This window comes from Streptomyces sp. NPDC048417 (assembly GCF_040651615.1).
Classification (GTDB): domain Bacteria; phylum Actinomycetota; class Actinomycetes; order Streptomycetales; family Streptomycetaceae; genus Streptomyces.
In genome coordinates this window covers 120,336-146,999 of record NZ_JBEZKI010000010.1, presented here as the reverse complement: position 1 = coordinate 146,999, position 26,664 = coordinate 120,336, and the positions used below count along the sequence as shown (strand labels likewise).

The window sequence follows — 26,664 nt, the reverse complement described above, 5'->3', positions numbered from 1 at the left end:
CGCTCAGTGCCCACCGTGAGGGAAGTCGGGCAGGTGGAAGTGGTGCTGGCCCCCCGCGGCATTCGTGGCATCCGTGGCATCCGCGGCATGGGGGTGGAACGGGTCGCCCGGGGGATGTCCGGGGTCGGCGTGGCCCGGGTCGTGGTGGTGGGGGTCCGGGTGGTGCGGATCGGGGTGACGGGGATCCGGGTGATACGGATCCCGGTGGTGCCCGGCGTACGGGTCGTAGGGGTCGGCGTGGTGCCCGTCGTACGGGTCGTGCGGGTCGTAGGGGTCGGCGTGGTGCCCGTCCTGTGGGTCGTGCGGGTCGTAGGGGTCGGCGTGGTGCCCGTCCTGTGGGTCCGCGTGGTGCGGCTCCCCGTGCCGTTCCTCGTCCGGGCCGTCGAAGTCGGGGTCGGCGGCCGCCGCCGTGGTCGCCGGGGCTTCGGTGTGGTCGCCCGGCAGGACCCACTCGCGCAGCGTCCTGCTCTGCGAGACCACCGTCGCCGCGAGATGGGCCGCGCCCAGCGCCGGGACCACGAACTCCCGCAGGGCGGTACGGCCCGGCGAGTGGCCCCAGATCACCTGCTCCGCCCCCAGGTCCCGGGCCGGAGCCGACCTCGGCACGTGCAGCCAGGCACTCGACGCGAAGTCCTTGTCCTGGAGGACCACGTCGACACGGCGGAACTCGTCCGCCGACAGCCCGTGGGCCTGGGGCAGGATCACGTCCCGGTAGATGCCGTCCGAGACGGCGAGCGCCAGGTCGCTTGCGGGGTCCGCTTCCAGCGCGTGCCGCACCGGACCGGAGTCGACCAGCCGGTTCACCAGCACCACGCAGTCGCCCAGGTAACCCCGGTCGGCCCGGGAGATCGCCCCCTGGCCGATACTGGCCCGCATCCGCAGCCGGCCGAACAGCCCGGGCGCCCGGTTCGCCTGGAAGAGGCCGTCGCGCAGCCCGAGGACCAGCGCCGGCACCGCGCGTACGACGTCGACCCCCGCCGGGAAGACGACCAGCTGGCCGTCGCCCTGGAGCTGCTGCTGCGCCCGTACCCGCAGGACCCGGGCCCGGCGCAGCGCGTGCTCGACCACGAGCCGGAGCCGGTACTGGGCGTCCTGCTGCTCGGGGTAGGTGTGGCGGCTGTAGTGGCGGAGGTCCACCGCCAGGCACAGCCGCCTGCGGTAACGGGCCATCACATCCTCACCAGCAGCCCGCCGAGCAGGCTGAAACCGGCGCCGTAGATCATCGGCAGCGGCGCCGAGCGGGCGGCGGCGATCAGATAGCCGACGATGGCCCCGCCCTGGGCGCCGAGCCGGGTGGCCAGCCGGACCCCGGACAGGTTGGAGACGTCGCCGGAGATCTCCGGCTCGACCGACAGCTTCAGCCCGCCCGCGGCCGGGACCCAGCTCGGCCGGGCGCCGGGCAGCCGGGCGGCCACCTCCTCGTCCAGCCAGCCGCTGTCGGCGGTGAGGGCCGGCAGCAGTACGGTCCGCTCGGACTCCTTGGCCAGCACGGACAGTTCGTGACGGAGCCGGAACGGCAGATCACGCTCCCACCAGCCGCGCGGGTCGGCGGTCCGGTCCAGTTCCCAGCGCAGCCGTTCGATCATTCCGTCGCGCTTGCTCTGCACGTACTCCCGCAGCCGGGTGGTGAGGGTGAGCCGACGCGCGGTCAGATCGATGCGCAGCTGCAGGTCCAGGCCCGTCACGGGGACCACCGGCGCGGCGGGTGTCTCGCCGGCCAGACCGGCGAGCGCGCCGTACTGCGCCGCGAAGTCCCGGGCGAGTTCGCCGGCTCCGGCGGCCAGCAGCTCACCGGCCCGCCCGGCCGCGGCCCGGGCCGTCTTCCTGGCCTCCTTCTTCAGGTGGCGGCCGACGATCCCGGAGACCTCGCAGGCCGCCTCCCGAATGTTGTCGATCTTCTCGTCGGCGACCGCGGCCACCACCTTGGCGTCCAGCCCGGAGCGTCCCGAACCGGCCGCGGCGTTCGTTGCGGCGTACTGCGTCCCGGTGTTCACCCGGTCGACGACGCGCCGGCTCCAGGCGTCCAGGAAGCCCGGGAAGTCCGGCAGCGACAGGGCGGCCAGTCCGCGCTGCGCGCGGCGGTTCTCGGCGCGCTGGGCGTCGGCGGTCAACTCCACGGCCGCCAGCAGCTGGGAGAGCAGGGTCAGTACGGTGGCCGCGATGGCGGACTCCCGCCGCTCCGCGGCCAGCCGCACCAGTCGCTGCTCCACGGCACGGAAACGGGCCAGGTGACCGGCGTGGTCCACGGCCGGCCGCGTACCGCCGCCCGCCGCATCGGCCTCCGGCAGGGCCTTGCCCGGCGCGCAGGGCAGCAGCAGCGGATCGGTGATGCCCATCGACCTGAGCCGGTCCGCGACGAACTCGGCGGTGTCGTCCCGTTCGCCCTCGTCCACGAGATCGATCTTGGTGACCACGAAGACGCACCGGTCGTGGTGGTTGAGCAGCGGCCCGGTCAGGAAGTCCGCCAGGGGCATCGACATGGCCGCGACGGCCGGCCCGACCACCACCGCCAGATCCGCCTGGCGCACCGCGGCCTCGGCCATCTCCCGGTGTCCGGGGTCGGTCACGCTGAACCCCGGGGTGTCCTGGCCCGCCACGCCATCGCCCAGCGGCCGGACCGGAGACCGTACCTCCAGGTCCCGTACGCGCAGCGCCAGGTCGGTGGTGAGCACCCGGTCCAGCGCGGCTTCCAGACCGTCCGCGGACGGCGTGCGCGGCCCGCCGGCCCATGCGTCGAAGGCCGCCGACGGCCAGTCCAGTTCGGTTCCGTCGGCCGTTCTCAGCCGCAGGCCCTCGGCGCCGTCGTGATGCCGCAGCACCGTGGTGACGGTGGTGGTCACCCGCGCCGACGACGGCAGCAGCCGGCGTCGCAGAAAGGCGTTGAGCAGGGTGCTCTTGCCGCTCGACGCCTCGCCGAAGACGGCGATGCGCAGTTCAGGGTCGTCGGCACGGGTCTGTACGGCCCGCAGTGCCGACCACAGTTTGTCGCGACGCGCGGCCGGGAGGTCGAGCTTTCCCAGGACGTCGCGGATCCATGTCAGGTGTTCGCCGACGGCGGGTGCCCATGTTCCGGCCGCCCCGCCGGCTACGGTTTTCCTCTCCACGTCGGCAGCGTAGGGAGCCCGGGGGTGGCCGGTTCCCGTCAGACGACGGGATCGCGGCAAGTAGGTATTCGGCCACTTGAGCGAGGAGTCGAAGGCAGCGGCCCCGCCCTCGGGGAGGGCGGGGCCGCCGTGCCGTCCGCTCGGGCCGCGGCCGGTCAGTCCACCTCGGCCACCGCCTGCGCGAACTGCGCCTTGTACAGCCGCGCGTAGGCCCCGTCCGCCGCCAGCAGCTCGGTGTGCGCGCCCTGTTCGACGATCGAGCCGTTCTCCATCACCAGGATGGTGTCGGCGTCGCGGATCGTCGACAGCCGGTGGGCGATGACGAACGACGTGCGCCCGTGGGCCAGCTTGGCCATCGCCTTCTGGATCAGCACCTCGGTGCGGGTGTCGACCGAGGAGGTCGCCTCGTCGAGGACCAGGATCGTCGGGTCGGACAGGAACGCCCGCGCGATGGTGATGAGCTGCTTCTCACCGGCGCTGACGCCCGTGCCCTCGTCGTCGATCACGGTGTCGTAGCCCTCGGGCAGAGTGCGGACGAACCGGTCGGCGTGTGCCGCCCGTGCCGCCTCCTCGATCTCGCCCCGGGTGACCTCGCGGGAGGCGCCGTACGCGATGTTCTCCGCGATGGAGCCGCCGAACAGCCAGGTGTCCTGGAGCACCATGCCGATCCCGGCCCGGAGTTCGTCGCGGGTCATCCGCGTGATGTCGACGCCGTCGAGGGTGATCCGCCCGCCGGAGACGTCGTAGAACCGCATCAGCAGGTTCACCAGGGTGGTCTTGCCGGCGCCGGTCGGGCCGACGATCGCCACCGTGTGGCCCGGTTCCACCTTCAGCGAGAGGTCCTCGATGAGCGGCTTCTCCGGGTCGTACCGGAACGACACGTGCTCCAGCGCCACCCGCCCGCGCAGCTCCGCCGGACGCTCGCCCGGTACCGGGTCGGCCTGCTGCTCCTCCGCGTCGAGGAGTTCGAAGATCCGCTCGGCCGAGGCGACACCGGACTGCACCAGGTTGGCCATGGAGGCGACCTGGGTCAGCGGCATCGAGAACTGCCGGGAGTACTGGATGAACGCCTGCACGTCGCCGATCGACAGCGCGCCGGAGGCCACCCGCAGACCGCCGACGACCGCCACCAGCACGTAGTTCAGGTTCGACACGAACATCATCAGCGGCTGCATCACACCGCTGTTGAACTGCGCCTTGAACCCGGCCTCGTACAGCGCGTCGTTCTGCTCGGCGAACTGCTGCGCCGACTCCTGCTGCCGGCCGAAGACCTTCACCAGGGTGTGCCCGGTGTACATCTCCTCCACATGGGCGTTGAGCTTGCCGGTGGTGCGCCACTGCTGCACGAAGTGCGGCTGCGAGCGCTTGCCGATGCGGGTGGCGATCAGGAACGACAGCGGCACGGTGGCCAGGGCGACCAGGGCGAGGATCCAGGACACCCAGAACATCACCGCGAGCACGCCGATGATGGTGAGCAGCGAGTTGATGAGCTGGCCCATCGACTGCTGGAGCGTCTGGCCGATGTTGTCGATGTCGTTGGTCGCCCGGGAGAGCACCTCGCCGCGCTGCCGCTTGTCGAAGTACGACAGTGGGAGCCGGGACAGCTTCCCCTGGACGTCCTCGCGCATCCGGTACATCGTGCGGTTGACGGCCCGGTTGACCATCCGGGTCGCCACCGCCATCAGCAGGCCGGCGACGACGTAGGTGCAGAGCGCGAACACCAGGACGTCGCCGACCTGGCCGAAGTCGATCCCCTTGCCCGGGGTGAAGTCGGTGCTCCTGAGCATGTCGGCGACGGTGTCCTGGCCCCGGTCGTGCATGCCCTGCAGGACCTGGTCCTTGGTGGCCCCGGCCGGCATCTGCTTGCCGATGACACCGGCGAAGACCAGGTCGGTGGCGCGGCCGAGGATCTTGGGGCCGATCACGTTGAGGGTGACGCTCGCGACGACACAGAACAGCAGCACATAGATGGTGAACTGTTCCGGTTTGAACCGGGCGAGAAGCCGTTTGCCCGAGTTCTTGAAGTCCATCGAGCGCTGGTCGGGGCCGCCCCCGGCCATCATGCGTCCCATGGGCCCGGCCATCAGGCGGCCTCCGCTTCCGTCAGCTGGGAGAGCACGATCTCCCGGTAGGTCTCGTTGCCGGCCATGAGTTCGTGATGCCGGCCGGTGCCGACGACACGGCCCTCGTCGAGTACGACGATCCGGTCGGCGTCTCTGATGGTCGCCACCCGCTGGGCGACGATGACGACGGTCGCCTCGGCCGTCTCCTGGGCGAGCGCGGCACGCAGGGCGGCGTCGGTCGCGTAGTCGAGGGCGGAGAAGGAGTCGTCGAAGAGGTAGATCTCCGGGCGCTGCACGAGCGTGCGGGCGATGGCGAGACGCTGGCGCTGACCGCCCGAGACGTTCGTACCGCCCTGGGCGATGGGCGCGTTCAGCCCGCCCTCCAGCTTCTGCACGAACCCCTTGGCCTGCGCCACCTCCAGCGCGTGCCACAGCTCCTCGTCGGTGGCGTCCGGGTTGCCGTAGCGCAGGTTGGTCGCGACCGTCCCGGCGAACAGGTACGGCTTCTGCGGCACCAGGCCCACCGTCTTGGCGAGCAGCTCCGGGTCGAGCCCGGAGACCTCCTCGCCGTCCACGAGGACAGAGCCGTCCGTGGCGTCGAAGAGGCGCGGCACCAGGCCGAGCAGGGTGGACTTGCCGCTGCCGGTGGAGCCGATCACGGCGGTCACCTCGCCGGGGCGGGCCACCAGGTCGACGGCCTTGAGCACCGGCTCCTCGGCACCCGGATAGCGGAAACCCGCGCCCCGGATCTCCAGATGGCCGTGCCGGCGCAGCTCGACGACCGGCGCGATCGGCGGCACGACGCTGGACTCGGTGTCCAGGACCTCCTCGATGCGCTCGGCACAGACCTCGGCACGCGGCACCATCATGAACATGAAGGTGGCCATCATCACGGACATCACGATCTGCATCAGGTAGGCGAGGAACGCCGTCAGATCGCCGATCGCCATGTCACCGCTGTCGATGCGGTGGGCGCCGAACCACACCACCGCGATCGACGAGACGTTCACCGTCGTCATGACGATGGGGAACATCAGCGCGAGCATGTTGCCGGTGGCCAGCTGCATGTCGGTCAGGTCCTTGTTGGCCTTCCCGAACCGGCCCTGCTCGTACTCGTCGCGGACGAACGCGCGGATCACCCGGTTGCCGGTGATCTGCTCGCGCAGCACCCGGTTCACCGTGTCCAGCCGCACCTGCATGGCCCGGAACAGCGGACGCAGCCGGCGCACGATCAGGGCCACCGAGACGGCCAGCACCGGGACGACGGCGACCAGTACCCCGGACAGCGGCACGTCCAGGCCGAGGGCGAGCACGATGCCGCCGACACACATGATGGGCGCCGACACCATCAGCGTGAACGTCATCAGGACCAGCATCTGGACCTGCTGTACGTCGTTGGTCGTACGGGTGATGAGGGAGGGTGCTCCGAAGTGACCCACCTCACGTGAGGAGAAGGACTGCACCCGGTCGAAGACGGCGGCCCGCACATCCCGGCCGAGCGCCGACGCGGTCCTGGCGCCGTAGTAGACGGCACCGATGTTGCACACCACCTGGGCCAGGGAGATGCCGATCATCAGGGCACCGAAGGACAGGATGTAGTCCGTGTCACCCTTCACGACGCCGTTGTCGATGATGTGTGCGTTGAGCGTGGGCAGGTAGAGGGTGGCGCAGGTCTGCAGGAACTGCAGCAGCACCAGGATGGAGATGGGTTTCCTGTAGGGCCTGAGATAGGTCCGCAGAAGTCGTATGAGCACGCTACGTCTCTCGGAGTCGGCGGTGGGGGCGGGGTCGCTTGCCCTAGGCCCCTATCGTCCGACACTCCACCCGCGTTACCTCAACCGATTAACCCGACAGCGGATGTCCTGCGGCACCGGGGGGTGCGCGATTACGCCCGAAACGCCCCCGGATGGGTCTGTTCGCGCACCGACACGAACTGCTGCCGCACCGCCTGCCCGACGGCCATCTCGTCCCCGGGCTCCAGCACCTGCGCCGCCGCACCCTGCCAGACGGGCGGGGTGCGCGGATCCAGGGCCCCCTGCGAGACCCCGAGCGCCCAGGCCGCCTGCCGGGCCGCCCCGATCGCCGCGTAGTCCGCCGGCTGCGGTACGACGACCTGCGCGCCGAACAGCATCGGCGCCGCCGCCTGTACGGCGGGCAACTCGGCGGCCTTCCCCAGCAGGAAGATCCGCCGCACCTCCACACCCCGGCCGCGCAGCATGTCCAGCGCGTCGGCGAGCCCGCACAGCATGCCCTCGAAGGAGGCCCGCGCGAGATGCTCGGCCTTCATGGACTCCCGGCGCAGCCCGGCCAGCGTCCCGGCGGTGTGCGGCAGGTTCGGCGTCCGCTCACCCTCCAGGTACGGAAGCATGACCAGCCCGTGCGAGCCGGGCGTCGACTTCATCGCCAGGTCGGAGAGGCTCTCCAGATCCGCCAGCCCGAGCAGTTCGGCGGTCCCGCGCAGGGTCCGTACGGCGTTCAGGGTGGTCACGACCGGCAGATGCATCCCGGTGGCGTCGGCCAGCGAGGTGATCATCCCGGAGGTGTCGGCGAGCGCCTCCGGATGCACGGCCATCACCGACCCGGACGCGCCCAGGGACACCACGGCGTCCCCGAAGCCCAGCCCCAGCCCGAAGGCGGCGGCCATGGTCTCGCCGGTCCCGGCGGAGATCAGCAGCCCCTCCGGAGTCGTACCGGCCGCGTCCGAGGGCCCGATCACCTCGGGCAGCATGGCCTGATGGCCCAGGGCGAGTTCGACGAGATCCAACCGGTAGCCGCCGGTGGCGGCCGACCAGTACCCGGTGCCGGAGGCGCCACCGCGATCGGTGGTCCTGCGGACCGGCCGCCCGAGCAACTGCCACACCAGCCAGTCATGGGCCTGCAGCAGCGCGGCGGTCCGCCGGGCGTTCTCCGGCTCGGCCTTCGCCAGCCAGCGCAGCTTCGTCACCGGCTGCGCGGCCTGCGGCACGCACCCCACCGCCTGCGCCCAGGCCTCCCGGCCGCCGAGCGCGTCGATGAGATCGGCCGCCGCGACCTGGGCGCGCCGGTCGCCGCCGACGATCGCCGGACGGACGGTGTTGCCCTGGGCGTCCAGCGGGATCAGCGCGTTCTGCTGCGCGGAGACGCCGATGGCCTGCACGCCCTCCAGGAGACCGCCGCCGGCGGCCTCACCCAGGGAGAGCAGCCAGGCCTGCGGGTCGACGTCGCTGGGGCGCGCCGCGCCGTCCGGCGTGTCGACCGGGTGCGGTGCGTATCCCTGGCGGAGCACCGCACCCGTGTCCGTGTCGCAGACCACGATGCGAGTGAAATCCGGTGAGCTGTCCAACCCGGCGACTATCCCCATGCCCGAATTCTGCCGCACGCGCCGCTGTGGTTTGGCCGACGGGCGCCGTTGGGGTGAAGGCCGAGTCACAGTGCGGGTGCGTCGGGGCTGGTCGCGCGCACGCGGCGGAGCCGCATATGTCACAGTCCCGCGCCCCGGGGGTGGCGGCCGACCGCGTCGAAAAGCGGACCTAGGGCCTGTCGTTCGGATCAGGCCGGCCTGGCTCACGGTGCCGGGTCGGCATGATCCGAACGACAGGCCCTAGGTGTTGCTGGTGCCCCAGTCGTCCGCTCCGTCGGCGTGGCTGCGCTCGCGCAGGGAGCGGACCCGGGCGGCCACCGAGTCGGGCATCCGGTCGCCCACCTTCTCGCTGACCGTGTGGAAGGCCTTGCCTGCGTAGACCCGGCCCTGCTGGGCGGCGGTCTCCGCGGTGTTGCGGACCGCCGGGTTCTGGGCGACCTGGCGGGCGGACTTCTTCAGCTGCTCGTATCGCTCGCGTCCGGCCCTGGTACCCAGCACGTAACCCAGAGCGAGCCCGGCGACGAACGTGAGCTTGTAGCGCATGGCGGCCACCCTTCCCTCGGGGGGAGATTCGTCGGGGAGTACCGATTGGCGGAGCACCCCCCTGCTTGCGCTAATGTATGTGTCGCAGCGAGCGGGCGCTTCCTGGCGAATACCCAGGTAGGTACGTTCGATGCAACGAGGCATTCCTCCGTAGCTCAATTGGCAGAGCAGCCGGCTGTTAACCGGCAGGTTACTGGTTCGAGTCCAGTCGGGGGAGCTCGGTCCTCCGTAGCTCAATTGGCAGAGCAGCCGGCTGTTAACCGGCAGGTTACTGGTTCGAGTCCAGTCGGGGGAGCATGCTGAACGAGGACCCCTGCGGGGGTCCTTTTTCATGTCCGTTCCGTGTCCGCGGGAACCGCTGGGCCTGCGCCGATGTCCTCAACGTCGTGAACGTCCGCAGAAGCCGACCATCCGAAGCAGGAGATCGTATGAGCGGCTATGCTGCGGCAGACGGCGCGCACACTTGTACGCGACACGCCGCTATGGGGCGGTAGCTCAGCCGGTTAGAGCAGCGGACTCATAATCCGTCGGCCGTGGGTTCGAGTCCCACCCGCCCCACCAGTGCAGGGCTGTGACCTGTGGAGACGTTCATTTTTGGGTGCCGGAGCGTCAACTTTGCCTGAACGGACTGAATCCGCTGCTCGTGGGTTTGGGGTCCGGCAGCGCTCCGGGGAGATCCAACCCCTCTGACCTGCGGCGGAGTAGGTGTCCAAGGTTGCCGCTCTCGGTCCGGGCGACTGCGCTGAGGGTCGTCCCCGAGACCCAGGGGCCGTACAGGGGCCGGGGGCGCGGCCGGCGTCAGGCCGAAGGTGTTTCCGGGCCGATTTCGTTGTCCCGTTTGCTGGTTCCGCGGCATGGGCTGCCGTCCACCGGGCCAGGGAAACGGACCGAAGAGGAAACGGTCCATGGACGGCGCACCGCGTTCATCAGGGCTGAGCCAGGTGCGGAAAGCGCACGATCTGGATCGCGTACAGCGTGCCGACGCCGGTGGCGAGGGTGCCGAGCAGGAGCCGGAGTGGGGTGTCGGGCAGGTGGGGTTGGAGGCGGGCGTCGGGGTAGCCGCCGACCAGGCCTCGGGCACCGCAGCAGAAGCCCAGGAGCCAGTCGGGGGCGACGTCGCCTGTTGCGGCCAGGGAGAGCAGCGGCACCAAGCCGTGGAAGAGATCGAAGCCCGCTCAGCCCGCACCCAAGGTGCCGGCTGAGCGGCTCATTTCTTCGTCTCGGTACCTGACACAGGAGGAACGGATCCACATCGCCGACCGGGTGCGGGAGAAGGCGCCGGTGAGGAAGATCGCGGCCGAGCCGGAGCGCAGCCCCTCGACGCCGTCGCCGCCGAACTCAACGGCCGACCACGCAAAACACTCGGCTGGGAAACCCCGGCCGAGCGCCTGCATACACTCCTCACGACCGCCTCACACCGACCACGTTGCAACGACCGCTGGAATCCGCCCCCCGGGCGGGGGCGTGGCACGGCCGGACCACATCACGGCCCGCGATAATGGACGGTCACCGCGTTGCGGTGGCCAGTGCCGCGCGGATGGCGTCCTCGCCGACCGGCTGGCCCTTCTCGTTCGAGTACGGCCCGTACGGTGTTCCCCACACCGGTGTGCCCGTCGCCTGCCGCCAGCTGTCGGCCAGCGTTCCCGCGTCTACCACGCTGTAGCCGATGGAGTCGATGAATTCGGTGACCGCCGCCTTCGCCGATGCGGAGTCACCGGCGATCGGCAGGTAGGAGCGGTCGGCCGCCCCTGCCGGGCGTGCGAGTGACAGCAGGTGCTTGAAGAAGATGTTGTTGAACGCCTTTACGAGCAGGGCGCCCGGGACGTACCGCAGAAGCAGCTCGCTTGAGGTGAGGGACTTGTTGTCGAGCTCGGGGATGTGCCCGTCACGCTCGGGGCCGTAGTTGCAGGTGTCGATGACCGTCTTCCCGGCCAGTGGCGCGGCGGGCACGTGGGGGAAGGCGCTGACCGGCACCGTGACCACGACAATGTCACCGGCCCCTGCGGCCTCTTCGCTCGTCGCCGTGGACGCCCGCGGCCCCAGTTCCTCGGCCGTGTCCACGAGCGTTTCGGGACCGCGCGAGTTGCTGAGCACCACCTGGTGCCCGGCCCCGACAGCGAGTCGCGCGAGGGTCCTGCCGATGCTTCCGCTTCCGATGAAACCCACAGTCGTCATAATCTCAACGCCCTTCAGAAGAGCCGAACTTGCCGGTTGCCGGGCTCGTTACGATCCGGGTTCCTGCCGTCAGCCGGCGGGGAAGTAATGGCCGTTGTCCAGATCGGCGAGCAGGCCGGGCTGGGCGGGTTCCCAGCCGAGGGTCCGGCGGGTGATGAGGTTGGATGCCGGGTAGCTCTGCGTGACGATATTCGTGAGGAACCCGAAGTACCCCGGCGTCATCAGGGCATCGTCGGGAACGCTCACGGCGGGCAGGCCCAGGCGGCTGGCGATGGCCTCGGCGATGTCGCGGAACGGGATGCCCCCGTCCTCGACCGCGTGCCAGTACCTGCCGGCCGGACCCCTCTCCAGCGCCAGGCGGAACAAGGTGGCGGCATCGCGGATGTGCACGGCGTTCCACAGGTTCGCGCCGTCGCCGTGGTAGCCGACGAACCCCTTCTCCTTCGCGAGCGCGATCAGCGTGGGGAGGAAGCCGGCACGATCGGTCGTGCTGTGCGCGATGTTGGCGATCCGCACGACCGAAGACCGCACCCCCTGCTCGGCGAGGTCGACAACGGCCCTTTCCACGACGTTGCGGACCCGCAGGGTGCCTTTGTGCTCCTCGCCGGCGGGGAGGGCCGGGTCCTCCTCGGTGGCCGGCCGGCCCAGGTGCTGCCCGGGTGAGCCAATGCTCCCCGCCGTGACCAGCGGCTTTCCGGTTCCCGCCAGTGCCTCGCCGTACGCGAGCATGATCGGGAGCTCCGCAGCGGCCACGGCGTCCATCCCGCCTGAGGGCAGCAGATCCTGCCTGTGGGCAACGTGGATGACGCCGTCAGAGTCCGCGGCTGCCTCCTTGAGCCCGTCGAGATCCCGAAGGTCGCCGCGACGCACCTTCGCGCCGAGCGCGGACAGGGCCGCCGCGGAAGCGTCCGACCGGGCCAGGCCGGTGACCTCGTGCCCGGCGGCGATGAGTTCGGGGATGATGTACGAACCGGAATGGCCGGTCCCGCCAGCGACGAATACGCGCATCTGACTGTCCTTGTGAATGTAGGTGCAGGGTCTTCCCGCGCCGTAGGAGAACTGGCGTAATGCGGCACGAGTGATAGTGGTAGGGGGTTTGCTCAGCCGAGAAGGGTGATACCGAGGGAGAAATTGGCGTGCTTGACGGAGTGGTTCATGAGGCCCAGCTCCAGCAGGCCGACGTTCTCCAGTGCCCGCGCCATGAACAGTGCCCCGGTGTCCCAGGGGCGCAGCCCCAGGCTTTCGACGAACGCCGACACGCGTGCCTTCGCCTGCGCGTCGTCGCCGGCGATGAACACGTCCAGAGGGCGGTCCTCGGCTGGGCCGGCCGCCAGAACGTGGGAGAACACAGTGTTGAACGCCTTGACGACATGCGCGTCGTCGGGAGCCGCCTTGGCGATCTCCTGTGCGCCGGAACTGTCGCCGGGGACGACGAAACCCTCCAGGTCGGGGGCTACGGGATTGGTGACGTCAACGATGATCTTGCCGCGCAGTGCGTCCCCGTACTCCCTCACCACCGCCGCCGCGCCGGCGTACGGCGCGGCGAGGACAACGATGTCCCCGGTCGGCGCGGCCCCGGCCGTCCCGACCGTGGCGCCGCCGAGCGTGGCGGCCCATTCCTTGGCCTTGGCCTGGTCGCGGCCGATGATCTCGACGGCATTACCGCCGGCGAGCGCCCGGCCGGCCAAAGCACGGGCCATGTTTCCCAGTCCGATAATGCTGATGCTGCTCATCGGTGTTCCTGCTTTCCGGGCTTTGGCCCTGCTGTCGAATTCCGGTGTCGAATTCTTGTGCCGAATTTACTTCGACGCCCTTGAGCGCCTGTTTTTCATGCTGTCATCGGGTCTGAATGGGTGTCCAAGACCTATTGAAGGCGTAGTGATACCCTGGAGGTATCACCGGGTTGGGGGTTCTATGGATCTGGATCTGGACCTGCGCAAACTGCGTTACTTCGTCGCCGTGGCCGACCGGCTGCATTTCGGCCGCGCCGCCGATGAGCTTCACATCGCACAGCCGGTGCTCAGCCGGCAGATCCGCGCGCTCGAGCAGGATCTCGGCGCCTCGCTGTTCACCAGGGATCGCCACGGCGTGGAGCTGACAGATGCGGGCCGGCAACTGCTGGCCGACGCCGGTCCGCTGCTCGCCTCAACCCACGCGGTCCGCCGCCGGGTGTCCGCGGCCGCCAGCGGCAAGCGGCGGCTGATGGTCGGTTTCCGGGCGGGCATTGCAGTCATCCCGGCGGCCCGTGCGTTCGAGGACCGGCACCCGGACGTGGTCGTGGACGTGCAGCGGATCGAAGGGGACGACCAGGCTGCGATGCTGCTCGACGGCCGCATCGACGTTGGCTATGTGCGGCTGCCCATCGACGAGGCAGGTCTGCGCGTCACCCCGCTGTACACCGAGCCGCGGGTGGCGGTGCTGCCCGCCGGACACCGGTTGGCCGGCAAGGAGGAGGTCACCGAGGCCGACCTGGCCGGCGAAACGCTGGTCTGGCGCGGTGACCCGAGCACGCAGCCCACCAAGCGCCCGCTCCCCAATGCCGGGTACCCGGTGCGCGGTGTGGACGAGACGCTCGAGCACGTCGCGGCCGGCCGGGGCATCTCCTTCCTGGCCCGTTCGGCGTCCGTGTTCTACTCGCATCCGGACGTCGTCTATGTGCCCATCCGGGATCTGGCGCCCGACCAGGTGTGCCTCGCGGTGGCGGCATCGCACACCTCGCCGGTGGTCGATGACTTCGTCACCGTGGCTCGGTCGACGGCCGAGATCACGGCAGAATGTGGGAACTATGAGATGTGGCAGCTTGGAGGCGTGTCGTCTCAAGGCACGCTTGAGTAGTTCGGCTGCCCCCCCGTTCATCATCCGCTGGAGAGTGAAATGGCCTGACGGAGTGGTGCTGTTGCGGCTGACCTCTGAGCCGGTTCCGTTCTTCGGCCGGCAGTTGTCTGAGGGGCCCCGAGGCACCTGAGACCGCCTGCAAGTACGTGCTGCGGATGCGGCTCAAGTCGGCTGAAAATGAGCGTTGATCGGCAAGGACCGCCAAGATCCTCAAAGGACTCATATAAGACGTGCTGACGCCCAGTCCGAAGCGGTCCCCGCCCTCCGGAGAATCCGGTGATCAAATCGGACGCCCACGCCGCGGCGCCCCGAGGATCGCCCGTGTGCCGTGGCGCTCCCCGCGGATAGGGTGGACGGTGATCGACAGGGACGGGCTGGGCGAGGGCGGCGGACGGCGTGGGCGGTGCCGAGGAGAGCAGGAGCACGGGCACCGGGCGCCCGACGTCACGGGACGTCGCCCGGCTCGCCGGCGTGTCGCACACCGCGGTGTCCTTCGTGTTCAACGGCCGAGCCGCGGGCAACCTCTCGCCCGCCACCCAGGAACGCATCCGGCAGGCCGCGGCCCGGCTGGGCTACCGCCCCGACCCGGTGGCCCGCGGTCTACGCCGTCGCCGTACGGCCGTGATCGGGCTGGTAACCGACGAGATCGCGTCCTCGCCGTTCGCCGGCCGGCTGCTGCGCGGCGCCATGGAGACCGCCTGGGACAGCGACCATCTCGTCCTCACCGTCGACTCCGGCGGTGATCCGGCCAAGGAGGACGCGGCCGTCGCGGAACTGCTCGACCGGCGCGTGGACGGCATCATCTACGCGGCCATGTCACTGCGCCGGGTCCGCGTCCCCGAGGGCCTGCACCGCACCCACTCCGTGCTGGCCAACTGCCTGCCCGAGGACGACTCCCTGCCCGCCGTGGTCCCTGCCGAGCGCGCCGGTGGCCGCAGCGCGGCCCGGCTGCTGCTCGGTGCGGGCCACCGCCGGCTCGCCGTGATCGGCGGTCTGGACGACATCGCCTCGGTGGAACGTACCCGCGGCTTCCGGGACGCGCTGCGCGCCGAGGGCGTCACCGTGCCCGCGGAGTGGATCGTGCGCGGCGGCGGGGAGATCTCCGCGGGATACGCGGGAGCGCTGCGCCTGCTCGACGGGGTCGAGCCGGGCCGTCGCCCCACTGGCGTCCTGTGCTACAACGACCGGGTCGCGGCGGGCGTCCTGCACGCCGCGACCCGGCTCGGGATCGACGTGCCCGCCGATCTGTCCGTGGTCGGTTACGACGACCAGGAGCACATGGCCGCGTTCCTCACACCGCCGCTCACCTCGGTCGCGCTGCCGCACCGGGCGATGGGCGAGGCGGCGGCCCGGCTGCTCCTGGACGCCATCGAAGCCGGCCGTACGCCGCCCGCGACCGTCCGGCGCCTGGCCTGCCCTGTGGTCAGTCGCGCCTCCGTGGGTCCGGCGCCCACCCGGTGACCCGGGCACCCGGCCCGTCGACGACCAGCTCGGCGATGTCGTCGGGGCGCCGGTAGACGCGCTCGGTGACCATGGCCCGGTCCGCGACGAAGAGTTCGAGGAGCGAGCCGTCGACGAGCAGCCGGAGCGCGAGTTCCGGCCCCTTCGGCACGTGCACGGTGATCGGGGCGGAGCCTTCCCTGCCGGTCCGGGGCCAGGCGCTGCGGTCGAGGACGACGGTCCCCGAGGCAGGGTCCGCCCGGACGGTCAGCTCCCGGCCCGCCGCGCCCCGGAGCAGGCTCACCGTGGTCGGTTCACATGCGGTGACCGTCAGGTCGTACGTGTGTGGAAGCGGAACGCGGCCCGGCGCGGTGACGAACGGCTCGGCCGGGCGCAGCAGGTCGAGTTCCGGTGCCGGACTCACGCGCAGTGCACCGTCGGGGTGGACGTCGACGACCCGTGGCGCGGTGAGTACGCCTGCCCATCCGGCCCGCTGTATCTCCTCCTGCGGGCGGGCCTCCCACGACCAGCCCCACAGCAGTGCGCGGTCCGGCTCCTGGAGCACGGCGGGAGCGTAGAAGTCCCGCCCCTGGTCCAGGCGGCCGCCAGCACGCGGCACGAACCTCAACTCGCCTTGGCCATCAGCCTGCAGACGTCCAGTCAGATACCCGGTGGAGCAGGGGTCTCCGTCCCACAGGGACACCACAAGCACGTGGTCGCCGCCTGCTGTCCGGTACAGGTGAGGGCACTCCCAGCCCACCGACTTGTCGCCGAACGCGCCTGCGGCCACCGGGTCGTTGCCGTCCAGCAGCACTCCGGCGAACCGCCAGTCGGTCAGGTCGTCGCAGTCGTAGAGCAGGATCGACGGCGTGCCGTCGGCGTGCCCGGCCCCGACGAGGGCCCAGCGCCTGTCCGCGCAGCGGAAGACGAACGGGTCGCGGAACATCACCACGTCCAGTCCCGGCGGCGGCCCTGCCACCACCGGCGTCGGCAGCGGCTTCCACTCGGTCAGCAGCTCGTCGTCCGGGTCCGCCGCCCGCGCCAGGCAGATGGTGCCGAGTCCGGCGTGGGCACGGTCGACTCCCGTGTACACGGCGGTCGGTGTGCCGGCGTCGTCGGTCACGCAGCCCGACCAGCAGCCGGCCTCGTCGGGGCCGCCGGGCGTGGGGGTGAGCGCGATCGGGTGGTGCTCCCAGTGCGCGAGGTCGGTGCTGGAGGCATGACCCCAATGGACGTTCGCGTGCACCGGTGCGTCGGGGTTGTATTGGTAGAAGAGGTGGTAGCGGTCCCGCCAACGGAACGGCCCATTGGGGTCGTTGATCCAGCCGAAGGGCGGACGGACCCTGAAACGTGGCACGTTGGGGTCATTGCTCAACGGTTGACTCCTGCGGACGTGATGCCCTCGCGGAGAGGGCGCTGGCCGACGGCGAACACGGCGACGGCGGGGAGCATCGAGAGCACGACCCCGGCCAGGACCACCGAGATCGACCCGGTGCCGAGGTTGCCCTGCAGGGAGACCAGACCCAGCGGAAGCGTGTAGTTCTGGCTGGAGGTCTCCAGGATCAGCGGGCGGAAGAACTCGTTCCAGTGGTAGTTGAAGGCCAGCACGCCGACGATCGCCAGGCCGGGTGCGGCCAGCGGCGCGTACACCGAGCGGAAGATCCGCCAGGGCCCCGCACCGTCCAGCATGGCCGCCTCGCCCAGGTCCTTCGGCATACCGAGGAAGTACTGGCGCATCAGGAAGGTGCCGAAGGCCGTCGGGAAGGCCGGGATGATCAGGCCGAGGAGCGTGTCGGTGAGGCCCATAGTCTTCAGTACCAGGAACACCGGCACGATGGTGACCTGCAACGGCACCATCATGGTCGCCAGGACCAGGCCGAAGAGCGGCTTCTTGAAACGGAACTCCAGGCGCGCGAAGGCGTATCCGGCCAGGCCCGCCGTGATCATCTGGCCGACGGCGATCAGTGCCGTCACCAGTGTGGAGTTCAGGGCGAGCAGCCACACGTCGATCTGCTGGAAGACCCCGTGATAGGCCGCGGTCGTCGGGTGCGTCGGGATGATCTGCGGGGGCAGGTCGAAGGACTGGGCGGGAGTGCGCAGAGAGGTGGCGACGGTCCAGATGACCGGGCCCAGCGTCAGCAGGGCGCACACGGTCAGCGCGGCGATCCGGGCCCAGGGGGCGAGTGAGCAACGGACGCGGCTCAGGGTCGGGGTTGCTTGGCTCATGCGGCTCACCGGCTCACTGGTAGTGGACGAAACGCCGGCTGAGCCGGAACTGGGCGGCGGTGACCGCCATGATCAGCGCGAAGAGCAGCACGCCCACCGCGGATGCCTCGCCGAAGTCGAGCTGCTCGAAGGCCCTCTCGTAGATCACCATCACCACGGTGCGGGTGGCGTCGCCGGGTCCGCCGTCGGTGAGGACGTAGGGCTGTTCGAAGACCTGTAGGGCGTTGATGATGCCGACCACCGTGGCGACGAGCAGCGTCGGCGACAGCAGCGGCAGCGTGATGCCGAGGTGCTTGCGCAGGCCGGTCGCGCCGTCTAGGGCGGCGGCCTCGTGGATCTCCTTGGGGATGTTGTTCAGACCGCCGACGAACAGCAGGAACGAGAAACCGAACTGCTGCCAGACGTAGACCAGGACCACCGTGGCCATCGCCGCGTGCTCCGAGGTCAGCCAGGGCACGGGCGCGATACCGACCAGGCCGATCAGCCAGTTCACCACCCCGAAGTCCTGGTTGAACAGGTACTTCATCACCACCGAGATGGACGCGGCGGACAGCACTAGGGGGAAGAAGAACGCCGAACGGAACACCGACCGCAGCCACACCGGCATCCGCCCGTTCAGCGCGAGCGCCAGCGACAGCGCGATCAGCAGTTGCAGCGCGACCGCGAGGACCATGAAGAGGAGCGTGTTGCGGAAGGAGACCAGGACGGTCGAATCCGTGAAGGTCGTGCGGTAGTTGGCGCCGCCGACGAAGTGGGGCGGATCGATCACGTTCCACTGGAACAGGCTCAGCACGACGGACCCGATGATCGGCACGACCGTGAAGACGACGATGCCGACGACCGTGGGCGCCAGGAACAGCGCGGCCACCAGCCGGGCGCCGTGGTCGCGGACGGACGGCCGCACGGCGGCGGCGGGTGGCGTGGCGGGCCGCGGACGTACGGCCGGGACCTGAGAGTTCGGGACCTGGGTGTTCGTCATACCTCACGCTCCATGGCCTGCTCCAGGTCGCCCTGCATCCGGCGCAGCGCGGGACCCACCGCACGCGGCGAGGCCAGCGCGGTGCCGGTGTACTTGAGCAGGACGTCGGTCACCTCGGCGACCTGCGGCGGCGCGGGGATCGGGCCGGTGTCGGGGAACCGGTCGAGGGTGTCGTAGAAGACCTGCCAGTGCGTCGGGCCGCTCTCGGCGTAGCGTGCCGCGTTGAGCATCGAACGCCGGGCCGGGGTGGTCTGGTTACTCCGGAACAGCCGGGTCATGGTGTCCTTGCGGGCCGCGTACTTGATGAACTCCCAGGCGGCTTCCTGCTTCTTCGAGGTACGCAGCAGCGCGTAGCCCGCCGCGCCGAACTGGTGGCGCTGGGTGCGCCGGCGCGGGAAGTACTGCACGTCGTAGTCGGCGGCCCGCATGCCGGCCAGCTGCAGGCCGCCCGCCCAGAAGCCGCCCGCCGGGGTGACGCCGACGTGGCCGGTGGAGAACACGCCGACCAGGTTGTTGCCGTTGCCGCCCTCGGGCCGGGTGCACAGGTCCTCCTGGACGAGGGAGGCGAGATAGTCGTACGCCTCCTCGACCCGGTCGGCGGTGGCCTGCGGGGTCGTCCAGCGGAAGCCCCCGCCGCGCCCCTTCCGGTCGGCGGCCGGGTAGAAGGTGTCCCACAGCCAGGAGCCGCCGGGCGCCTTCGACTCCTTCAGCAGGTTCGTGCCGTTCGCGAAGAGCCAGGGCACCACGCCGCCCCACAGCCGGTTGGTCCAGAAGTACGGCGTGAAGTGCGCATCGCCGGCCTGTTTCATCTCCCGCAGCAGCGCGGTGAAGTCGTCGCGGCTCCAGTCGGCCGCCGGGAACCCCGCGCCCGCCCGCTTCAGCACCTGCTTGTTGAGGTACATGTCGGCGGCGTTGAACTCCATGGGCAGCTGGTAGAGGTTGCCCTCGTACATCATCGACTCCACCAACGAGGGGTGGACGTCGGCGAAGTACTCACGCAGCTCCGCCGCGTCCCGCCGCACCCAGCGGTCCAGTGACACGCCGAGCCGCTGGGCGAACAACTGCACGCCCTCGGTGGCCACATACACCAGGTCGGGCGCGGTGCCAGCGGCGATCTGGGTGAGGATCTTCGCGAAGAAGTCGGACCAGTCGACGGCCTGCACCGCGTTCACCCGCAGCGGGATGTCGGGGTGGATCCGGTGGAAGCCCTTGGTGAGGGCGGCGACCGTGGCCGGGTCGAAGGCGGAGCCGAGGGTGGCGACGACGAGGGAGCCGTCGTCACGGCCGGGGATGTCGGCTCCCGTGAGCCTGTCCCAGCTCGCGGCGGTACCGGCCAGGGCGGCTGCTCCGGCCCCGTACGCGCCGTACCGCAGCAGCGTGCGGCGGGGGAGGTGCGAGTCAGTCATCAACGGGCCTAACTCGTGTTAGATCAGGGGTGATGCCCCAGATGATGGGAACCGGGCCGCAGGCCTGTCAAGGGTCGGGAACGCTTGACCTTTAACGAGTTAGGTCTACAGTCCTCGTTCACATGAGCCGATTTTTCACGCCCTCCGCGTTGTGAGCCGCACTCGCGTGCGTGACGGGCCGACACGGGCCCTCATGGGCCGCCAAGGACCCTCATGGGCCGCCACGAGAGGAACGATGCGTCATGCCCGGAACATCGGGGATTTCCAGGAGATCACTGTTCGCGGGATCGGCGGCGGGCACCGCCGCCGCACTGCTGCCCACCGCGGCGGCCACGGCCGCCCCGAAGCCCAAGCCCGGGGCCACGGCCAAGAGCGCGACCAAGTCCGTGGCGAGCGGGGCGAGTTACCGCGCCGCGTACCACTTCACGGTCCCCGACCAGTGGAAGAACGACCCGCAGCGGCCCGTCTGGATCGACGGCGAGTACCACTACTACTACCTCTACAACGCCGACTACTTCACGGGTGTCGTCGGCACCGCGTGGCGCCTGGCCACCACCAAGGACCTGGTCTCCTTCACCGACCGCGGGGTCGCCGTGCCCAAGGACACCACGCCGAACGGCGATCTCTGGTCGGGTTCGGCGGTGGTCGACACCGGCAACACGGCCGGATTCGGCGTGGGCGCGGTCGTGGTCATCGTCACCATGTCCCCCGGCGGCGGCACCGACCACCAGGAGCAGTTCCTGTACTACTCGACCGACGGCGGTCTCACCTTCACCAACTACGGGACCGACCCCGTCCTGCCCAACCCCGGCGTCGCCGACTTCCGCGACCCCAAGGTGATCCGCGACGAGGACCGGGGCCGCTGGGTGATGGCCCTCGCCGAGAACGACAAGATCGGCTTCTACCACTCCGACGACCTCAAGTCCTGGACGTACGTGAGCGGTTTCGTCCACGACGGCATCGGCGTCCTGGAGTGCCCCGACCTGTTCCGCATCACCGCCGGCGACGGCACCGTGAAATGGGTGCTCGGCGCGAGCGCCAACGGGAAGGGCTCGGGGCTGCCCAACACGTACGCCTACTGGACGGGTTCCTTCGACGGCAGCGCGTTCACCGCCGATGCGAGTGACCCGCAGTGGCTCGACCACGGCTGGGACTGGTACGCCGCCGTCACCTTCGAGAAGCGGGACGCGAGCGGCGCGGTGGACGCGGCTGCCCGGTACGCGATCGGATGGGTGAACGACTGGGACTACGCCGACACCACCCCCACCATCGACTGCGACGGCTTCAACGGCACCGACTCCATCGTCCGCGAGATCACCTTGAAGAAGGCGTCCGACAACACCTACTACCTCGCCTCCCAGCCCGTCGCCGGCCTCGACGCGCATGTCTCCCGCACCGTGAACCTGGGCGACGTGACCGTGGACGGCACGAAGGTGCTCGACTACACCGGTGTCTCCTACGAGGTGACGACCGAGATCACCTGGTCCCAACTCACCGGCGCGGGCCTCCAGTTGAGGCGCTCACCCAGCGGCGGTCGGCACATCGACACCGGGATCTACGCCGACTACGCCTTCCTCAACCGACGCAACACGGTGAACGCCGACACGTCCGGCAAGTGGCAGGAGAGCCACACCCCGTTCGACCCGTCCGCCGGCACGGTGAAGCTGCGCATCCTGGTGGACCGCACGTCGGTGGAGATGTTCGTCGACGACGGCCGCTACGTGCACACCAGCCAGGTGTTCCCGTACCTGCTGGACACCCGGCTCGCGCTGTTCACGATCGGCGGCAGCGCGGTGTTCCGCAACACGGTGATACGCGAGTTCTCGGTGTGAGGCCGGCCCAGGGGCGCGGGTGCACACCGTAAGCGTGAACCCGATCGGCAACACCGGAACCGGCCGCCCGGTCCCGGAAGGATCCGCGCTCCGCCCCGCTGAGGCGGCGAAGCCGAACGTCTTCCGCGTCCGGGTCGCAGGGCTCATGCCGGCGAGGCTGTCCTGATCTCCCACCGCATTCCGAGATCAAACCGGGCGAACGTGGCTCTCCTCGGACAATCCAGATACAGGTCCGTCAGCTTCCCGCTCAGCTCCTGCGCCTGTCGGCGGTTGACCCGACGCAACCGGACCGCGTCCATGGCGGACGACTCGCTGTCACGGCGCTTTCGGGGTTGTCCCTGCCCTGCCCGGGCTGTCACCGCGCATCGCCTGGGAGCGCAGAGGCAAGCGGATGAGTCCGGTGCGGCGGGATGTGGGCGGCCGGGGCCGGGACACCCCCGGGAGGAGGCGACAGATGCCCGGACGGAACGCCGAGGAGCAGGAACCCGGAGCCGGTCAGGTCGAGTATCAGGCCCAGTGTCGGTGGCGGGTGGTGCAGTCGCAGGGTTCCGCCGGCCTCGGCGGATTGCTGCGCGGCGCGAAGGAAGGTGTTGAGGCCGCTGCAGTCGCAGGAGGTGACGGGAGTGAGGTCGATGTCGATGGTGCGGATACCGTCGCTCAGGCACTGTGCCAGTGCCCTGCGCGCCAGTGGGGCGGATTCCAGGTCGATCTCGCCGGCCAGGGTGATGAGTGCCCGTTTCCTGCGGTCATGACGGCAGACGGTGTGCTGGGGGAGGGGCATGACGCCTCGGTTCGGAGGACCGTACGGCAGCGGACGCGGTGACGCCGGGAAATCCCGGCCTCCTTGGCGCGCTGCCGGCCAGGGCGTAGGTTCGGCGGAGGTGAGGCAACGGCTGGGTCCGCGGCCTGTGTTACAGAAGAGCGGATCCACCCGGTTCCTTCCAGTGATGCGCCGGGTGGCGGACGAAGACTCCGTTCCCCGCAGCCATCTGTGTCGATCAACGACAAGGCGTCGGGGTCTGGGACTTCCGTACAGCAGGATATTCCTCAACCCGGTCCGACCGACGGGGTTTGAAGCGGTCCGCTCCTCGCGCCGGGGCGATGCCAGGGGATGCCACCGCGCGGGTATCTCCCGTGCCCTGCACGGTACTTGGGCAGGCAGCGCGAGACACGGTGACCGACGGGGCCGCCTGGATACGACGGTCCGTGCACTGTCCGAGGAGATGGCTTTGCATGGCGGAGCCGAACAGTTCGACTCTTCAGGCCGCACAGCCCGGACCTGGGGAACCGCCGGAGACCCGCGGCCGGGACGGCCATCGTGGACGGGGTGGTGGAGAAGATCGCCGGGCGTCGCGAGCCGGTGAACCTCTCCGGTCACAGCACCAGGTCGCCGCGGAGGTCCGCGAGAACGTGATCGCCGCGGTGGAACGGGTGACGGGCCTGGCAGCCGTCGAGGTGAACATCGCGGTCAGGTGTGAGTGTTGAGGGGTGGAGCCTCTGCGGGTGGGCAGGGGAGGATTCCGCTGCGGGTTGGTTCGGGACGCAAGGACAGGAACAGACCGACAAAGGCGAGGGCACGTGTCGTGGGTTCGAGTCCCACCCGTCCCACCAGTGCAGGGTTGTGACCTGCGTAAACGAGGCACTCGGCGCCGCAGATCGGCGCCATGGCGCCGGGCGACACCGTCATCCCGGTGAGAGGCTCGGACTCCCGCTGTGCTTTCGCGGAGTTCTACTGCCTGAGGTCGATCATGCGCACCGGCTGCCCCGTCGTGCGGGCGATGGTTTCGAAGTCGCGGTCGCAGTGGAGCAGCGTGAGCCCCGCCTCCTCGGCGGCGGCGGCCACAAGAAGATCGACGGGACCCGCGCTACGGTGCTCCCCTTTTGCGGTCAGTTGTTCTTGGACGATGCGGGAGCGGCGGTAGACGCCGTCCGGCATGGGGCACCAGACGTAGTGGGCGTCGAGCGCCGCCTTCAAACGCGTACGGTCTGCGGCCGAACGGGCCGAGTACAGGACCTCGAGTTCGGTGATGTCGCAGATCGCGACCAGGCCGGCGCCGATTCTGTCGCCCCATTCGGCTGTGTTCTGGCGGAGCAGAACGCGGGCCAGGGCGGACGTGTCAATGAGGTAGTCGGCGACGGTCACTCGGCCGGGCCACCGTCGCGGATGTCGTCTGGCGTGCTCGTGGGCCGATACTTGCTCTTGTCCAGGAGGAGGTCTACGTCCAGCGCGCCGTCGGCCGCCAAGGTGCGGGCTTCTTCGAGCGCGCGCAGACGCCGGTAGCGGGCCGTGACTTCCCGCAGAGCGGTGTTGATGGTGTCGCGCTTGGTGGTCGTGCCGAGTTCCTTGGCCGCTTCTTCCAGCGCCTCGTCGTCGAGGTCGATGACGGTACGACTCATGAATCCCTCCTCCGTGTATAACGTATAGGGTATCAATATACAAGATCGTTTATATATTGTCGCTGGCGCGATCCCACCCGCGAGCGCCCCAGTGCCTTGCACCCATCGTCCTCCACACGCGCCGCCGTCCCCTTTGCTGGGAAGTCCCGCGGCGGCAGGTGCCGGGCGCCTGCCGCGTGCTGAAGGGCCAGGCGGGAAGTGGGGCATCGTCGGGGGGCGGTGGCGTCGGCTGCAATCTGCAACTCGGTCAGGACCCGCTGCCGGGTGCCGTCCGCCGACAGCGACGGTGCCGCGAACGGCTCGATCCTCTCCCCATTGCGCGAGTTCATGGGCGGTCTCGGCGTCGTCGGTGATCTGTACCTGGTCTGGGACGCGACGCGCTCGTGGCGGCGGGGCTGTGCCGGATGGCTCGTTTCCTGTGACCCGCCGCCGATGGCATGAGGTAATCCGTCGGCCGTGGGTTCGAGTCCCACCCGCCCCACCTGTCGGTGAAGCACCGGCGAGAGCAGTCGGCCTCTCGGCACCACACGCGGCGCTTGTGCCGACGCAACTCCAATCCGCTCTCGCCGTAAGGGAGATCACGCGGCCGGGTCACCGCCCCGCGCGACGGACACCCCGTCGAGGTCGAGCAGCAACGTCGCATCGTTGAGCAAGCCCGTGGCTCCTGCGTGATCGTTCTGCGTCGAGAGCAGAGATGATCACGCAGGTCCAGGGACATCCTGCGTCCGGGGCCGTGCCCGAATGCGTCATGGCAATCGGCCGGGTGTGGTTCGCTGCTGGGGTGACTCAGGACTTGGAGACCGTCGCATTCGAATCCGCCGAGGCGTTCCAGACATGGCTCGGCGAGAACCACGCCGCCTCGCCCGGCATCTGGCTCAGGCTTCGTAAGAAGGGCCCCGGGATCGTCGCGCTGGACTACGCCCAGGCGCTCGACGTGGCACTCTGCTACGGCTGGATCGACGGCCAGAAGGCCAAGTTCGACGACCAGTGGTGGCTCCAGCGGTTCACCCCGCGCAAGCCGCGCAGCAAGTGGTCCAAGGTCAACCGGGAGAAGGTGGCCGCCCTGATCGAGCAGGGCCGGATGCGTCCTCCGGGGCTGGCCGAGGTCGACCGCGCCAAGGCAGACGGCCGCTGGGAGGCGGCCTACGACGGCGCGAAGACCGCCACGGTGCCGGACGACCTCATGGCGGCCCTGACCGCCGACCCGGCCGCGGCGGAGTTCTTCGAGACACTGGACCGGCAGAACCGCTACGCGATCCTGTACCGGGTCCAGGACGCCAAGAAGCCCGAGACCCGGGCGCGCCGGATAGAGAAGTACGTAGCGATGCTGGCGAAGGGCGAGAAGCTGTACCCGTAGCCACGGAGAGGGACCGCAGCCGTGTGCCGCCCTGGGGCCCCGGCGTGCCTGCGGCCCCGGCAGCAGTCACCAGGTGCTCTCGCTGAGCGTAACGAAACGTCAGAGGCCCTGAACGCGGCTGGCGCCCCCTCTGGGGGAGTACGTGTCACACCCCGCGTCTGCGCCATGATCCGCCGGACACGGGGAGTACGTGTCACACCCCGCGTCTGCACCATGATCCCCCGGACAGGCCTCAGTCCCGCTGGGCGGCGAACAGTTCCAGGTGGGCGCAGGTGGGGCAACGATAGGCGTCGATCTGCCAGTGCGGTCGGCCCATCCGCTTGGCACCGCCGAGCGGGCCTCGCTGAAGGGGGCCCGCGATCCACCGCGCGAACCCGCGAGCGCCTTGTCCGGAGTCCTCGACGAAGCCCGGCTCCAGCCCCACCGCACCGCATTGGGTGCACCGTATGTTGTTCATCGTGGGAGTGTAGTGAGCAGTTGCGGGCGTTGGTCATGGGGACCAGTTCCCGTCACCCTCATCCCGCGTGACGCGCAACGAACGGGTGCCGTGGCCTTTCGCGCCCGGCCCCGTTGGAGAGGCGGGGTGGCCTGCTGGCTGCTGAGGTTTTCGTAGTGGTCGCACGGCGCCATCACGGGCCGGGCGAGTTTCGTCGCCACCGTCATCCGGCCGGGGCTGTTCTAGCCGGGACGCAGTCGGAGCCGCGTGCGGGGCTCCGTGACCCCGGCCGGGGCGCAGTCCGAGCCGCGTGCGGGGCTCCGTGACCCCGGGCCGGCGCGCACGTGCTCGGGATGTCGTCCGCCGGGAACTGGAAGGTCATCGCCTCGATCGTGGGGATGAGTTCTGCGATGTGCCCGCGCAGCGCCGTCCCAGTGTCGCCAGGTCGTCGTTGGGGATCGGCCGGGGCCTGACCGGCGGGCTGGTGCGCGGATCGTGGTCCGGTCGGCCGTGGTGGCCTCCCCGGCGCGG

Annotated in this window: 23 protein-coding genes, 3 tRNA genes and 1 pseudogene; 8 read left to right on the top strand and 19 right to left on the bottom strand. The window is 69.9% G+C overall.

The features are described 5' to 3' along the window. Nucleotides 1-3: 3 nt before the first annotated feature. The 6 genes from AB0D59_RS17775 to AB0D59_RS17750 all read right to left on the bottom strand — a co-directional run bounded on the left by AB0D59_RS17775 (nt 4) and on the right by AB0D59_RS17750 (nt 9,050). Complete coding sequence (locus tag AB0D59_RS17775; RefSeq protein WP_362565765.1) at nt 4-1,170, bottom strand: hypothetical protein; 1,167 nt, start codon at nt 1,168-1,170, stop codon at nt 4-6. Next, nucleotides 1,170-3,104: a dynamin family protein gene (locus AB0D59_RS17770; RefSeq protein ID WP_362565763.1), complete on the bottom strand. Its 1,935-nt coding sequence runs from the start codon at nt 3,102-3,104 to the stop codon at nt 1,170-1,172. Before AB0D59_RS17770 ends, AB0D59_RS17775 begins: the two co-directional genes overlap by 1 nt. A 155-nt stretch (nt 3,105-3,259) precedes the next feature. After that, nucleotides 3,260-5,188, bottom strand: a complete 1,929-nt coding sequence (locus AB0D59_RS17765; protein ID WP_362565761.1) for an ABC transporter ATP-binding protein — start codon at nt 5,186-5,188, stop codon at nt 3,260-3,262. Beyond that, nucleotides 5,188-6,921, bottom strand: coding sequence for an ABC transporter ATP-binding protein (locus AB0D59_RS17760; protein WP_362565760.1), 1,734 nt, complete (start codon nt 6,919-6,921; stop codon nt 5,188-5,190). The genes AB0D59_RS17765 and AB0D59_RS17760 overlap by 1 nt, the downstream gene beginning before the upstream one ends. 131 nt (nt 6,922-7,052) lie before the next feature. After that, a complete protein-coding gene (locus AB0D59_RS17755) occupies nt 7,053-8,507 on the bottom strand; it encodes an FGGY family carbohydrate kinase (RefSeq protein ID WP_362565758.1) in 1,455 nt (484 codons plus the stop codon). Between the two features lie 240 nt (nt 8,508-8,747). Next, a complete protein-coding gene (locus tag AB0D59_RS17750) occupies nt 8,748-9,050 on the bottom strand; it encodes a YtxH domain-containing protein (RefSeq protein WP_362565756.1) in 303 nt (100 codons plus the stop codon). Between the two features lie 144 nt (nt 9,051-9,194). Between AB0D59_RS17750 and AB0D59_RS17745 the strand changes: the two genes are divergently transcribed. From AB0D59_RS17745 to AB0D59_RS17735, 3 genes are all read left to right on the top strand, one after another. Beyond that, nucleotides 9,195-9,267, top strand: a tRNA-Asn gene (locus tag AB0D59_RS17745). A gap of 5 nt (nt 9,268-9,272) precedes the next feature. Continuing rightward, nucleotides 9,273-9,345 (top strand) — tRNA-Asn (locus tag AB0D59_RS17740). Between the two features lie 189 nt (nt 9,346-9,534). After that, nucleotides 9,535-9,611: transfer RNA gene (locus AB0D59_RS17735), tRNA-Ile, on the top strand. A 365-nt stretch (nt 9,612-9,976) separates the two neighbouring features. On the opposite strand, the pseudogene AB0D59_RS17730 reads toward AB0D59_RS17735, so the two are convergent. From AB0D59_RS17730 to AB0D59_RS17710, 5 genes and pseudogenes are all read right to left on the bottom strand, one after another. Next, nucleotides 9,977-10,192 (bottom strand): annotated as a pseudogene (locus AB0D59_RS17730) (sulfite exporter TauE/SafE family protein); the annotation flags it as partial. Between the two features lie 33 nt (nt 10,193-10,225). Beyond that, the gene (locus AB0D59_RS17725) at nt 10,226-10,444 is read right to left on the bottom strand and encodes a hypothetical protein (RefSeq protein WP_362565754.1); all 219 of its coding nucleotides are present in this window, start codon (nt 10,442-10,444) and stop codon (nt 10,226-10,228) included. A 112-nt stretch (nt 10,445-10,556) separates the two neighbouring features. Continuing rightward, a complete protein-coding gene (locus AB0D59_RS17720) occupies nt 10,557-11,216 on the bottom strand; it encodes an NAD(P)-binding domain-containing protein (protein ID WP_362565753.1) in 660 nt (219 codons plus the stop codon). Between the two features lie 78 nt (nt 11,217-11,294). After that, the gene (locus AB0D59_RS17715; RefSeq protein ID WP_362565752.1) at nt 11,295-12,233 is read right to left on the bottom strand and encodes an SDR family oxidoreductase; all 939 of its coding nucleotides are present in this window, start codon (nt 12,231-12,233) and stop codon (nt 11,295-11,297) included. A 92-nt stretch (nt 12,234-12,325) separates the two neighbouring features. Next, nucleotides 12,326-12,958, bottom strand: coding sequence for an NAD(P)-binding domain-containing protein (locus AB0D59_RS17710; protein ID WP_362565750.1), 633 nt, complete (start codon nt 12,956-12,958; stop codon nt 12,326-12,328). A 187-nt stretch (nt 12,959-13,145) separates the two neighbouring features. On the opposite strand from AB0D59_RS17710, the gene AB0D59_RS17705 reads away from it, so the two are divergent. Together AB0D59_RS17705 and AB0D59_RS17700 are read left to right on the top strand one after the other, a co-directional pair. Further along, nucleotides 13,146-14,060 (top strand): LysR substrate-binding domain-containing protein, encoded by a 915-nt coding sequence (locus tag AB0D59_RS17705; protein ID WP_362565971.1) that lies wholly within the window; start codon nt 13,146-13,148, stop codon nt 14,058-14,060. 396 nt (nt 14,061-14,456) lie between these two features. Further along, nucleotides 14,457-15,521 (top strand): LacI family DNA-binding transcriptional regulator, encoded by a 1,065-nt coding sequence (locus tag AB0D59_RS17700; protein ID WP_362565749.1) that lies wholly within the window; start codon nt 14,457-14,459, stop codon nt 15,519-15,521. Here AB0D59_RS17700 and AB0D59_RS17695 read toward each other — a convergent pair. Genes AB0D59_RS17695 through AB0D59_RS17680 form a run of 4 tightly spaced genes read right to left on the bottom strand, consistent with a single transcriptional unit; the run spans nt 15,484 to nt 20,111 of the window. Then, nucleotides 15,484-16,875 carry a glycoside hydrolase family 32 protein gene (locus tag AB0D59_RS17695; protein WP_362565747.1) on the bottom strand — a complete coding sequence of 464 codons (1,392 nt, stop codon included), beginning with the start codon at nt 16,873-16,875 and terminating at the stop codon, nt 15,484-15,486. The genes AB0D59_RS17700 and AB0D59_RS17695 overlap by 38 nt on opposite strands. Then, nucleotides 16,872-17,726, bottom strand: coding sequence for a carbohydrate ABC transporter permease (locus AB0D59_RS17690; RefSeq protein ID WP_362565745.1), 855 nt, complete (start codon nt 17,724-17,726; stop codon nt 16,872-16,874). Before AB0D59_RS17690 ends, AB0D59_RS17695 begins: the two co-directional genes overlap by 4 nt. A gap of 13 nt (nt 17,727-17,739) precedes the next feature. Further along, nucleotides 17,740-18,705, bottom strand: a complete 966-nt coding sequence (locus AB0D59_RS17685; protein ID WP_362565743.1) for a sugar ABC transporter permease — start codon at nt 18,703-18,705, stop codon at nt 17,740-17,742. Then, nucleotides 18,702-20,111 (bottom strand): extracellular solute-binding protein, encoded by a 1,410-nt coding sequence (locus AB0D59_RS17680; RefSeq protein ID WP_362565742.1) that lies wholly within the window; start codon nt 20,109-20,111, stop codon nt 18,702-18,704. The genes AB0D59_RS17685 and AB0D59_RS17680 overlap by 4 nt, the downstream gene beginning before the upstream one ends. Before the next feature lie 242 nt (nt 20,112-20,353). Here AB0D59_RS17680 and AB0D59_RS17675 point away from each other — a divergent pair, with 242 nt between their 5' ends. Then, nucleotides 20,354-21,943: a GH32 C-terminal domain-containing protein gene (locus AB0D59_RS17675; protein WP_362565740.1), complete on the top strand. Its 1,590-nt coding sequence runs from the start codon at nt 20,354-20,356 to the stop codon at nt 21,941-21,943. A gap of 355 nt (nt 21,944-22,298) precedes the next feature. Here the strand turns inward: AB0D59_RS17675 and AB0D59_RS17670 are convergent, their stop codons facing one another. From AB0D59_RS17670 to AB0D59_RS17660, 3 genes are all read right to left on the bottom strand, one after another. Continuing rightward, nucleotides 22,299-22,724: an STAS domain-containing protein gene (locus tag AB0D59_RS17670; RefSeq protein WP_362565738.1), complete on the bottom strand. Its 426-nt coding sequence runs from the start codon at nt 22,722-22,724 to the stop codon at nt 22,299-22,301. A 948-nt stretch (nt 22,725-23,672) separates the two neighbouring features. Further along, nucleotides 23,673-24,086 (bottom strand): PIN domain nuclease, encoded by a 414-nt coding sequence (locus AB0D59_RS17665; protein WP_362565736.1) that lies wholly within the window; start codon nt 24,084-24,086, stop codon nt 23,673-23,675. Next, on the bottom strand, nt 24,083-24,340 hold the full coding sequence (locus AB0D59_RS17660) for a type II toxin-antitoxin system VapB family antitoxin (RefSeq protein ID WP_362565734.1): 258 nt from the start codon (nt 24,338-24,340) through the stop codon (nt 24,083-24,085). The genes AB0D59_RS17665 and AB0D59_RS17660 overlap by 4 nt, the downstream gene beginning before the upstream one ends. Before the next feature lie 264 nt (nt 24,341-24,604). Here AB0D59_RS17660 and AB0D59_RS17655 point away from each other — a divergent pair, with 264 nt between their 5' ends. Next, complete coding sequence (locus AB0D59_RS17655; RefSeq protein WP_362565732.1) at nt 24,605-24,781, top strand: hypothetical protein; 177 nt, start codon at nt 24,605-24,607, stop codon at nt 24,779-24,781. A 307-nt stretch (nt 24,782-25,088) separates the two neighbouring features. Then, a complete protein-coding gene (locus AB0D59_RS17650) occupies nt 25,089-25,697 on the top strand; it encodes a YdeI/OmpD-associated family protein (RefSeq protein ID WP_362565730.1) in 609 nt (202 codons plus the stop codon). A gap of 232 nt (nt 25,698-25,929) precedes the next feature. On the opposite strand, the gene AB0D59_RS17645 is transcribed toward AB0D59_RS17650, so the two are convergent. Then, on the bottom strand, nt 25,930-26,154 hold the full coding sequence (locus AB0D59_RS17645) for a hypothetical protein (RefSeq protein WP_329277862.1): 225 nt from the start codon (nt 26,152-26,154) through the stop codon (nt 25,930-25,932). Nucleotides 26,155-26,664: the final 510 nt, after the last annotated feature.

What these genes read in the sequence shown, in the direction of transcription:
- AB0D59_RS17775 (WP_362565765.1), bottom strand. Translation starts at nt 1,170, where the DNA reads ATGGCCCGTTACCGCAGGCGGCTGTGCCTGGCGGTGGACCTCCGCCAC.
- AB0D59_RS17765 (WP_362565761.1), bottom strand. Translation starts at nt 5,188, where the DNA reads ATGGCCGGGCCCATGGGACGCATGATGGCCGGGGGCGGCCCCGACCAG.
- AB0D59_RS17755 (WP_362565758.1), bottom strand. Translation starts at nt 8,507, where the DNA reads ATGGGGATAGTCGCCGGGTTGGACAGCTCACCGGATTTCACTCGCATC.
- AB0D59_RS17750 (WP_362565756.1), bottom strand. Translation starts at nt 9,050, where the DNA reads ATGCGCTACAAGCTCACGTTCGTCGCCGGGCTCGCTCTGGGTTACGTG.
- AB0D59_RS17725 (WP_362565754.1), bottom strand. Translation starts at nt 10,444, where the DNA reads ATGCAGGCGCTCGGCCGGGGTTTCCCAGCCGAGTGTTTTGCGTGGTCG.
- AB0D59_RS17715 (WP_362565752.1), bottom strand. Translation starts at nt 12,233, where the DNA reads ATGCGCGTATTCGTCGCTGGCGGGACCGGCCATTCCGGTTCGTACATC.
- AB0D59_RS17710 (WP_362565750.1), bottom strand. Translation starts at nt 12,958, where the DNA reads ATGAGCAGCATCAGCATTATCGGACTGGGAAACATGGCCCGTGCTTTG.
- AB0D59_RS17690 (WP_362565745.1), bottom strand. Translation starts at nt 17,726, where the DNA reads ATGAGCCAAGCAACCCCGACCCTGAGCCGCGTCCGTTGCTCACTCGCC.
- AB0D59_RS17685 (WP_362565743.1), bottom strand. Translation starts at nt 18,705, where the DNA reads ATGACGAACACCCAGGTCCCGAACTCTCAGGTCCCGGCCGTACGTCCG.
- AB0D59_RS17680 (WP_362565742.1), bottom strand. Translation starts at nt 20,111, where the DNA reads ATGACTGACTCGCACCTCCCCCGCCGCACGCTGCTGCGGTACGGCGCG.
- AB0D59_RS17675 (WP_362565740.1), top strand. Translation starts at nt 20,354, where the DNA reads ATGCCCGGAACATCGGGGATTTCCAGGAGATCACTGTTCGCGGGATCG.
- AB0D59_RS17670 (WP_362565738.1), bottom strand. Translation starts at nt 22,724, where the DNA reads ATGCCCCTCCCCCAGCACACCGTCTGCCGTCATGACCGCAGGAAACGG.
- AB0D59_RS17660 (WP_362565734.1), bottom strand. Translation starts at nt 24,340, where the DNA reads ATGAGTCGTACCGTCATCGACCTCGACGACGAGGCGCTGGAAGAAGCG.
- AB0D59_RS17650 (WP_362565730.1), top strand. Translation starts at nt 25,089, where the DNA reads ATGGCAATCGGCCGGGTGTGGTTCGCTGCTGGGGTGACTCAGGACTTG.
- AB0D59_RS17645 (WP_329277862.1), bottom strand. Translation starts at nt 26,154, where the DNA reads ATGAACAACATACGGTGCACCCAATGCGGTGCGGTGGGGCTGGAGCCG.